The 9,280-nt window shown below is 43.5% G+C and carries 9 protein-coding genes and 4 tRNA genes; all 13 read right to left on the bottom strand.

What is annotated here, in order from left to right; all coding sequences use genetic code 11:
* Positions 1–253, bottom strand: a 253-nt coding sequence (locus MF4640_RS17585; protein WP_005104813.1) for a GTP-binding protein, incomplete at its 3' end; no start/stop codon positions are given.
* Positions 254–399: 146 nt separating this feature from the next.
* Positions 400–474: transfer RNA gene (locus MF4640_RS17590), tRNA-Thr, on the bottom strand.
* A gap of 17 nt (positions 475–491) precedes the next feature.
* Positions 492–567, bottom strand: a tRNA-Gly gene (locus MF4640_RS17595).
* A 41-nt stretch (positions 568–608) separates the two neighbouring features.
* A tRNA-Tyr gene (locus tag MF4640_RS17600) sits at positions 609–692 on the bottom strand.
* Between the two features lie 54 nt (positions 693–746).
* Positions 747–822: transfer RNA gene (locus MF4640_RS17605), tRNA-Thr, on the bottom strand.
* Between the two features lie 98 nt (positions 823–920).
* On the bottom strand, positions 921–2,414 hold the full coding sequence (gene trpE / locus MF4640_RS17610) for an anthranilate synthase component I (RefSeq protein ID WP_078390390.1): 1,494 nt from the start codon (positions 2,412–2,414) through the stop codon (positions 921–923).
* Positions 2,415–2,526: 112 nt separating this feature from the next.
* Positions 2,527–3,195, bottom strand: a complete 669-nt coding sequence (gene gph, locus MF4640_RS17615; protein WP_078390391.1) for a phosphoglycolate phosphatase — start codon at positions 3,193–3,195, stop codon at positions 2,527–2,529.
* Positions 3,196–3,280: 85 nt separating this feature from the next.
* Complete coding sequence (locus MF4640_RS17620; RefSeq protein WP_004692779.1) at positions 3,281–4,027, bottom strand: FHA domain-containing protein; 747 nt, start codon at positions 4,025–4,027, stop codon at positions 3,281–3,283.
* Positions 4,028–4,110: 83 nt separating this feature from the next.
* Positions 4,111–6,471, bottom strand: coding sequence for a type II secretion system secretin GspD (gene gspD / locus MF4640_RS17625; RefSeq protein ID WP_078390392.1), 2,361 nt, complete (start codon positions 6,469–6,471; stop codon positions 4,111–4,113).
* Positions 6,472–6,510: 39 nt separating this feature from the next.
* Positions 6,511–7,335 (bottom strand): type II secretion system protein N, encoded by an 825-nt coding sequence (locus MF4640_RS17630; protein WP_078390393.1) that lies wholly within the window; start codon positions 7,333–7,335, stop codon positions 6,511–6,513.
* A complete protein-coding gene (gene gspN, locus MF4640_RS17635; protein ID WP_017397056.1) occupies positions 7,335–8,045 on the bottom strand; it encodes a type II secretion system protein N in 711 nt (236 codons plus the stop codon). The genes MF4640_RS17630 and gspN overlap by 1 nt, the downstream gene beginning before the upstream one ends.
* 197 nt (positions 8,046–8,242) lie before the next feature.
* Positions 8,243–8,566, bottom strand: a complete 324-nt coding sequence (locus MF4640_RS17640; protein WP_078390394.1) for an H-NS family nucleoid-associated regulatory protein — start codon at positions 8,564–8,566, stop codon at positions 8,243–8,245.
* Positions 8,567–8,717: 151 nt separating this feature from the next.
* On the bottom strand, positions 8,718–9,146 hold the full coding sequence (locus tag MF4640_RS17645; RefSeq protein ID WP_004692787.1) for an acyl-CoA thioesterase: 429 nt from the start codon (positions 9,144–9,146) through the stop codon (positions 8,718–8,720).
* Positions 9,147–9,280 lie beyond the last annotated feature (134 nt).

Below are 9,280 nucleotides of genomic sequence, written 5' to 3' on the forward strand. Positions count from 1 at the left end.
GGCCCGGGCAGTCTACGTGTGCGTAGTGACGAGTTGGAGAATCGTATTCTACGTGTGAAGTATTAATTGTAATACCACGTGCTTTTTCTTCTGGTGCAGAGTCAATTGCAGCGTAGTCTTTCGCTTCACCACCGAATTTCTTCGCACATACAGTTGCAATTGCAGCTGTTAAAGTTGTTTTACCATGGTCAACGTGACCGATTGTGCCCACGTTAACGTGTGGCTTATTACGTTCAAACTTAGCCTTAGCCATGCTCATCTTCCTCGTTTACGTCGAACACAGGTATAAACAACTCAGTATCGACACATCGCCTAAAAAATCAAACACCAAATACTTGAAAAGCAGACTAATAAGCCTGCTTCTTTAAAAATTTGTAGAAATTCTACTAAACTGTAATCTGGAGCTCTTATCGAGATTTGAACTCGAGACCTCTCCCTTACCAAGGGAGTGCTCTACCACTGAGCTATAAGAGCAAATATAAAACTTCAAATGGAGCGGGAGACGAGGGTCGAACTCGCGACATGTAGCTTGGAAGGCTACCGCTCTACCAACTGAGCTACTCCCGCACGATGTTGGTACAAAGACCACTTTCTTGAAGTCTTAAAATTGGTGGTGAGGGAAGGATTCGAACCTTCGAAACTTTCGTAGCGGAGTTACAGTCCGCCCCCTTTGACCGCTCGGGAACCTCACCATTTTACACTTACTTCAGTGTCGTTCTTTACTTAACTCACTCAACTCTCTAAGATGGTGCCGGCACACGGATTCGAACTGTGGACCTACTGATTACAAGTCAGTTGCTCTACCAACTGAGCTATGCCGGCGTTTCTTAGTGTTTTGTACGTTTCGTATCGGAACGGTGTGCAGTTTAGCAAAACTCAAAATCCTTGCAAGTGTTTTTTTCAAAAAAAACGTCAAAAACTCACAAAATCAATCCGTTTGACGATAATTCAACCGCTTTGATCACTGCGCGAGCTTTTATTTGGGTTTCATTCCACTCAGATTCAGGATTTGAGTCATAAACAAGCCCCGCTCCTGCCTGAACATAGACCTTATTTTCACGAATAACGCAGGTACGAATCGCAATCGACATGTCCATTTCACCATGCCAGCCTAAATAACCAACAGCACCACCAAAAATTCCACGTTTTACGGGCTCTACTTGGTCAATAATTTCCATCGCACGAATTTTTGGTGCACCTGAAAGTGTGCCTGCGGGAAAAGTTGCTTTAAAAACATCCAAGGCATCCACATCATCACGAACTTCGCCTTGCACATTGGAAACAATATGCATGACATGTGAATAACGTTCGATCACCATTTGATCAGTCACTTGCACTTTGCCAATTTTCGAGACGCGACCGACATCATTTCGCCCCAAGTCAATCAGCATTAAATGTTCAGCAATCTCTTTTTCATCCGACAGCAAGTCTTGTTCAAGTGCTAAATCTTCTTCTTTGGTTTTACCACGCGGTCGCGTACCTGCCAGCGGACGTACGGTTGCAATCCCATTTTCAAGGCGAGATAAAATTTCAGGGGAAGAACCGACAATATGAAAAGGCTGATTATTTTCCAAAGTTTGCCCTTGCACCAAGAACAAATAAGGCGATGGGTTCAAATGACGTAGCGCCCGATAGACTTGTAAAGGTTCACCATCAAAGTCAGAGACCATACGATGCCCTGGTACCACCTGCATCACATCGCCCGCACGAATATACTCTTTCACCGTTTCAATCGATTCTAAGAATTTTGCTTTGCCCGTGAGTGACTCAAAATGCGGTGCAGTATGCGGCGTGGCTTTTAAACTAATTGGCGTTGCGAGCAAATCTTCCAAAACATCCAGTTGCTGCTGGGCTTGGCTATACGCATCTGCGTCAACTTCATCGACATGCACGATCAGGAATAGCGTATCTTTTAAGTTATCAAACACAATCACTGTTTTAGACAACATCATCCAAATATCAGGCAAACCCACTGGATCTGCTTCTGGCGCATTATTTAAACGCGGTTCAATATAACGTACCGCATCATAACCAAAGTAGCCCACCAAGCCCCCTGTAAAGCTTGGCAGAGCAGGTAAATCAGCTTGAGTAGGTACTTTATACTGCGACTGAAAATCTCGAATAAATTGGAAAGGATCTGTACAAGGTTGATTTTCTATAGTGCCATCGGCTTGTTGAATGGTCAGCTCACCCGCGTTGCATGAGAACACGGTAGATTCACCTAAACCAATAATAGAATAGCGTGCCCAGTTCTCCCCACCTTCCACAGATTCAAACAAATAGGCTTGCTTATGCTCTTTCAGGCGAGCAAAGACCGACAATGGTGTCTCAGTATCGGCTAAGCGCTGACGATAGACTGGAATCAGGTTATACCCTGCTGTTTTGAGTTGATCGAATTGAGTTTGCGTTGTCATGAGTGTTCTCTATTTTTTCAATATGGCGTGATTAGTTTTTTAAAATTAGTGGTTTGAGTTTCGCCATCGAAAAGTCATATGTTTACTCATGTTCATTCCTTCGTTTGCAAAGTTACCCGATCAGTTCACACAGATTATCCACCACTTGCTGAGGCTGACAGTCTAAAATATTTTCACCATGATTATAGCCATAGCTGACCACAACACAATCAATACCCGCACGGCGTGCAGCCTCAACATCATTAGATGAGTCCCCAATCATTAAGACCTGATCTTTGCTTTGTGCATATTGCTCAACACAATGTAACAATTGGCGTGGATGAGGTTTGCGCTCTTCAAAACGATCGCCGCCGATGACATCAGCAAAATAATGGGTCATGCCTAAGTGATCGACAATAGCACGTGCAGGCGCTTCAGGTTTATTGGTCACGCAAATCATGGTTTTCTTTTGTGCCAAGCCCCATTCTAAAAACTCAAGAATGCCATCGAAAGGCTGAGTTTCCACACATGGGTCGGCATTATAAATTTTTAAAAACGTCTCCAACAATTGTTGTTGCTGAGCAGGATCGACTTTACCTGTTAAATGTTGCAAGGTACTTTGACAAAACAGCGCTGTTCCCTTCCCAACCCAGACCCGCACCTGTGCTTCAGTAACGGTAGGCAGTTGCAATGCATTCAGGCTCATATTCATGGCACGATGTAAATCTGTTGCTGAATCCACCAAGGTTCCATCTAGATCGAAAAGTAAAACCTCTCGCTGTGCCACATTTGCAATATTCATTCACCCTCACCTTTTTTTATCATCTACTGCCCAAAAACAATCAAGGCATGCTTGAGCATGCCTTGATTGTAGTGTGCTCTGCGTTTTATTTGAACATCAGCCAAGCAATAATCGCTAAAATAATCAAAACAATAATCGAGATTAGCCCTAGCGAGGCATTTTTCTGAGTTTCAGACTCTTGCGCAACCTGTGCTTTTGTAGCCTCATTATTCTCAACCTGAGGTGCGCTGCTTGGCGCATTCAAATCCACCCCTGCAGGAATAGGAGCGGGTTTCGGAATACCAACATTTTGCGGCATACCATCACGCGTTAAACTCACATTACCATCGCGCTCTTTTAGCTCAGGCATGCCCTGATCGTTCATATGCTGTGCTGCCGTTTTCGGCTGTTCTGGCTCAACAACAAGCGTATCAGCACTCACTTCCGCTTGAGCCGTTTCTGATGCAGCTACCGCTTCAGATGGCTGGCTAATCGGTGTTTCAACCACAGTTGCGCCCAAAGTTGCTGCGTCTACCGATGCCACCACATCTTCTAACGCTTTCGCAGGCTCAAAGACCGAAAACTTTAAGCTTGCAAACTGGACGATATCACCCTGTTTCAACAAGGTTTCTGCCGCAATTTGCACATCATTCACATATGTGCCATTTGAAGAACCCAAGTCTTGTAAAAACAAAGACTGATCTTTCAGTAAAAAGGCCGCATGTTTACGCGAAATTTCAGATTGTTGTAATAAAATATCCGCTGTTTGATGACGACCGACCAACATATCACGGTCAATGCTAATTTCCTGACCCGTTAATTCGCCAGTAATTGCTTGTATTTTCCAAGTCATGACTTATCTCTCTATGTGCTGATTTATGATAACACAGAGAATATTCTTTACCATTTCACCTCCATAGATGAATGGCAGGACAGCTAGGCTGAACCTATCGAGACATTCTCAGTATATCGCTCAGGGATGGAATAGCTTGTCGATACCACCTGTACCATGTGTGCCACACGAGCACCTTGAACATTTTGTATCATTAAGTTCAAGCCAATCTGGGGCTGAACCGTTGGATATAGCTGACGCGAGGTGGTATTTTTAGGAACATTAGCAATCGGCTGTTTACGAATCGCAGGTTCAATAGCCACAGGCGTTGTTTCAACCATCGGTTGCGTTGTGGTTGGACTGCTTGGCACCTGTTGATACGATTGTGGCAAGGTCGGTTTGGTTGATGTCACAGGCAAACGCTGTTGGAAGACATCATCGGCATTTTCAGGCAACTTAGCAAAGCTACCATCTTTATCCATGGCCAACTGCAAACTATAAAGCTGACTGTAGCGCTGCTGAGAAAGGCGACGTGCAGACTCCCCATCCCCCACAATCGTCGGATGAATGAAAACCAGCAAATTGCGTTTCTGATCTGACTTACCATCTGAGCGGAACAAACGTCCCAATCCCGGTATTGCACCAAGGCCTGGGATCGATTGGCGTGAATAAGATGTGTTATCTGAAATCAAGCCACCTAAAACGATGGTATTGCCATGTTCCGCCAAAACCGAGGTTTTAATCGCACGTTTACTGGTGACCAAATCCTGCGCTTGACCTTTATTGGCTTTGACATCCGAGACTTCTTGTTCAATCTCTAAGCGGATGGTGCCACCTTCACCAATATGTGGCACCACCTTAAGCGTTACACCCACATCTTTACGCTCGATGGTGGTGTAAGGGTTGGCTGTACCTGAAGAGGTGGTAGAAACTGAGCCTGTTACAAACGGCACATTTTCACCCACGACGATATAAGCCTCTTCATTGTCCATGGTGACAATCGATGGGGTAGACAGCAGATTCGACTTGGTATTACTTTTTAACGCCTGGATCATTGCGCCATATAACTGACGCGAGCCATCACTACCTTCTTTATAATCCCCAAGGATTAACGAGCCACCCGCGCCAATTGCACTTGCAGCCCCCGCACCGCCACCCGTTAAATAATTTGCAGCAATACTTTTGAGACTCGAACCAATATTGTCAAAATTGATAATCCCAACACCACTACTTAAATCACCCATCGCCCATTGCACGCCCAACTGATCAGCATCGTTACCTTCCACTTCGAGAATAGTCGCCTCAATCAGGACTTGCTGACGACGGGTATCCAACTGCTGAATGGCAGACTCGATTTCACGCATCAACTGAGGGTCTGCTTTGACCACCAATGCATTTTGCGAACTATCGGCAATAATACTGACCCCATTACTGTTAAAGCTGGTGATGTTATTCTGATTGCGATTGGACTGGCTATTTAAGTTAATACTTGGGGTGGAAATCTGTGAAGATGAACCTTCACTCGAGCTATTACTTTGGTTATAGCTGGAACTACTATTGTTATTACTGTCGTTAGACGGGCTAGAATTAACAGCCTGCCCTGAGACTAGACCTTGTAAAATTTCGGATAAACTTTTGGCGCTGGCATATTTTAAGCGGAACACCTTCAAGCCACCCAGACGCTCCGCAGCAGGTACATCCAGCATCTCGATCATTTGGCGAATACGTTTACGCGTCGCGGTATCCCCTTTTAGAATAATTCGATTAGTTCGATTATCTGCAATGATCCGTATTCTGGAACCTTTTAAATCTTTGATCGAGCCCGTTCCGCTCATACTTTCTAGTAATCCAATCATTTCTTCAGCCTGACTCGATTGCAACGACACCGCTTCGATGTCATTTTGTCCCGTCCCATCCAAGTTACGAATAATCGTCTCAAGCTGATAAATGTTGCTGGCGCGATCAGACACAATCAGTGCATTGGTGCCATTCACCGCAGATAAATGTGCAAACTGCGGCATCAATGGGCGCAGTGCAGGAATCAAGTCATTGGCATTGGTGTTTTCCAGCCAAATCACCCGCGTCACAACCTGATCGCCTGTGGCGCGGTGACGAACATCATAGGGAATGCCTGAGCTTTTGACATTACTGTCAGGCACAATTTTAATGGTCCGTCCAGAAGGAATCGCAACCACACCATTGACATTCAAGACCCCTAAGAACAAGTCGTAGACTTCCTGCTTATTCAATGCTTTGTTTGAAATCACCGTGACATTGCCGCGTACCCGTGGATCAACTGCAAAGTTTTTCCCCGTAATATCTGCAACTTCATTAATAAATGCAGTTAAGTCTGCATCGCGCAGATTAATTTTCCATGTTTGTGCATAGCTGGCTGTACTCACCATGGCAAGCAAAGGCGCTGCGATTGTCAGTGCCCAAACAGGGCGGTGATTCAATAAAGCCATAAATCCAAGTCATTCCTAACTAATATTGGTGATGTTCGATCACTGAAAATTCTGTTGTACCGTAATGATACGATCACCACGTTTCACTTCTATTTTTACTTGTCCTTCACGGCGCGCACGTTCTAACAACTGCGCGTCGTTTTGCCCCTGTCCGATCGTTTGACCATTTAAAGATATAATCTGATCCCCTGCCTGCAAGCCTAAACGGCTTCGCAGTGCAGCTGGTGTTTGCTCAGTGACTTGATAACCCTGCCCTGTGTTATTGGTATTTACACCCAAATCTTTTAAATATTGCTCACGATCTTGTTGTAAGTTCTGTACTGCTTGGCCTAATGCTTGCTGCTCTTGACTCACAGCAGGCACTGCAACGGGTGCTGTTGCTGGGGGCACAATTTGCTGATCTAAATTATCAATCCCTTGAAAGAACAATTCTCGGGTTTGCCCACTGTTATTTTTGAGAATCGCGCGATCCCAATACACCTCTGACAAATAATAAGCGCTGCCTTCGATGTTTTCCCCCACCCGATAGCGCTCTGCTACATTATTTACCTTAATCACGGCAGATGAGAACTGACTGGGTTGCCCAACCACCACACCTTGTAGCTGTAAATTGAGCTGATCATCTGCGGGATTCTTACTTTGCTCTGCAAATAGCACAAAATTGGTAATATTCGGAACTTGAGGTTGCTGTGAACCCAATTCAACACGTGGCATTTGCATAACTTGTGGTGGCGCCACCCAAAGCCAAAATAAGCCAGCCAACTTCCAGCATAGTGCCAAGATCAAAAGCATTAAGCACAGTGGTGCTACGCGTTCAAATTGTTTGAGATTCAGCTCTGGTAATTTTTGCAGATCAAAACCCATTAAAAGCCCCCACTAAGCAAAGGCTGACGTGAACTCACCACATAACTATCTAGGCCTGCTTTGCCTTGATATGACGGGACATTCAACATGAGACGTTGGGTTAATTGCACATCTAACATCAGACTTGGGTCGATGGTCAGGTTCATCAGTTTTTGTTGTCGTTGATCGCGTAAATCGACCATCAGCTTATTTTGCTCCTGCGACAAACGACCCGCTAAGGATGGAATCTGCATTTGTTGTGGGCGCTGCGTAAAGATATACATGAGTTCGCCGCCTGCCCATTGTATTCCCCCATCCACTTGGTCGAATCCTTGCTCTTTTTTATAATTAAAATCAATTTCTTGTAACTGAATCGCATTACTTGGCCATTGCCAATTGGCCAACGACTTTAACGTTTCGGGTGCAATTTTTCCGTTTAAATCACGCACCATTATTTTTTTTCCAAACCCATAGGCCAAAACGCCTTCAAGCTTGGTATTGGCACTATAAATTTCGAGATTGGCCCCTGCACGAAGAAGCAGTAAATCTAAAGGTCGGGTGGTCCAAAGCACAGTTCCACGTAATTTTCCAGTTTGCCAATCGGCCTGTCCATGCCAAATATTACCGCTGACGTTATGTAAAACTTGGTTGTTTTTATAAAATTTTGCAATGAGCCATGCCGCAGGAATTTGCAGCAAAACAAAAATTAAAAAGGCAACGACTGCAAACATCCACCACGTGATGTATCTAGGTTTTGTGATTCTCCCACCACGAACTTTCAATTATTCTTCCTTGCTTCATTTCTTGTCTTTCTTTGATAGACATTATGCATAATTTTACAACAACACCAAACTTTAACTATAAAAAAAACCAAGCAGATGATGCTTGGTTTTTTGAGCTTATGTCACATCTGTGACAAGGTGATGACTTAGATTAGAAAATCTTCAAGCTTCGCACCTTTTTCCAACTGAGCCACTAACCAACGTGGTTGCTTACCACGGCCAGTCCATGTCTCAGCAGCATTGCCTTTGTTACGGTAACGCGGTTCAACCGACTTACGTGTGCCTTTTTTACGCTTGGTCGCGCCAAACTCTAAAATTTGTTCAATGCTTAAGCCTACATTTTCCGCAATCACATTAATTTGAGTATAAGCATCTTCAATTGCTTGATCTTTTTTAGATGCAATTAAAGCTTCCGCTTCGATTTGTAGACGCTTTAACTCTTCTACGGATAAATTACTAATATCTGGCATTACATTAACTCCATTAACCAACATTTTATTTACTGAGTCTATTTAATAATATTTTGATTAGACCAAAGACTCAACTCATCCATGACTTAAACAACAATACTTAGACAATATTTATATAGTCTAACGACTTTTAAAATAAATAAAAAGAGATTTATATTTGGTGACCGACGGTTAACTCAAATTCTTTAAGTTTTTGATGCACCAGTTCAGGAATTAATGTTTTCTGCATATTGGTTTTATCGACACAAACAATGACCGCTTCTGCTTCCGCAACTAACGCTTGTTGCTGTTCACTCCATAATAAATAGTGCATACGAAATGCACTATTTCTGAGTTCTTCAATACGTGCACTAATTTTTAATTGGTCTGGATAAAATACTGGTTTTAAATATTTGCACTGATTTGATGCAACAACGGTCAGTACATCCGCAGATAAAATACCCGTATGTTCAATATAAGCCAAACGCGCACTTTCAACATAACGATAATACATGACATTATTAACATGACCAAAGGCATCCATATCTCCCCAAGCCACGTGTTGAGTATAAACCAATGGGTAATCTAAGACGCTCTGCATTATGCACGGCAGAGTAAAACTTGAAGTGCGACATAAACCACCTAATTAATTTAAAGGGTTTATGGAGTATATAAAATTGTCATACCATCATCTTAACTTTGAAGATCGTACTGCATTAATGCTTGAGTCAAGAA

Source organism: Acinetobacter sp. MF4640, assembly GCF_002018895.1.
GTDB classification, from domain to species: domain Bacteria; phylum Pseudomonadota; class Gammaproteobacteria; order Pseudomonadales; family Moraxellaceae; genus Acinetobacter; species Acinetobacter johnsonii.

Coding starts and splice junctions, on each gene's coding strand:
- trpE (WP_078390390.1), bottom strand. CDS start 2,414: ATGACAACGCAAACTCAATTCGATCAACTCAAAACAGCAGGGTATAAC.
- gph (WP_078390391.1), bottom strand. CDS start 3,195: ATGAATATTGCAAATGTGGCACAGCGAGAGGTTTTACTTTTCGATCTA.
- MF4640_RS17620 (WP_004692779.1), bottom strand. CDS start 4,027: ATGACTTGGAAAATACAAGCAATTACTGGCGAATTAACGGGTCAGGAA.
- gspD (WP_078390392.1), bottom strand. CDS start 6,471: ATGGCTTTATTGAATCACCGCCCTGTTTGGGCACTGACAATCGCAGCG.
- MF4640_RS17630 (WP_078390393.1), bottom strand. CDS start 7,335: ATGGGTTTTGATCTGCAAAAATTACCAGAGCTGAATCTCAAACAATTT.
- gspN (WP_017397056.1), bottom strand. CDS start 8,045: ATGTTTGCAGTCGTTGCCTTTTTAATTTTTGTTTTGCTGCAAATTCCT.
- MF4640_RS17640 (WP_078390394.1), bottom strand. CDS start 8,566: ATGCCAGATATTAGTAATTTATCCGTAGAAGAGTTAAAGCGTCTACAA.
- MF4640_RS17645 (WP_004692787.1), bottom strand. CDS start 9,146: ATGCAGAGCGTCTTAGATTACCCATTGGTTTATACTCAACACGTGGCT.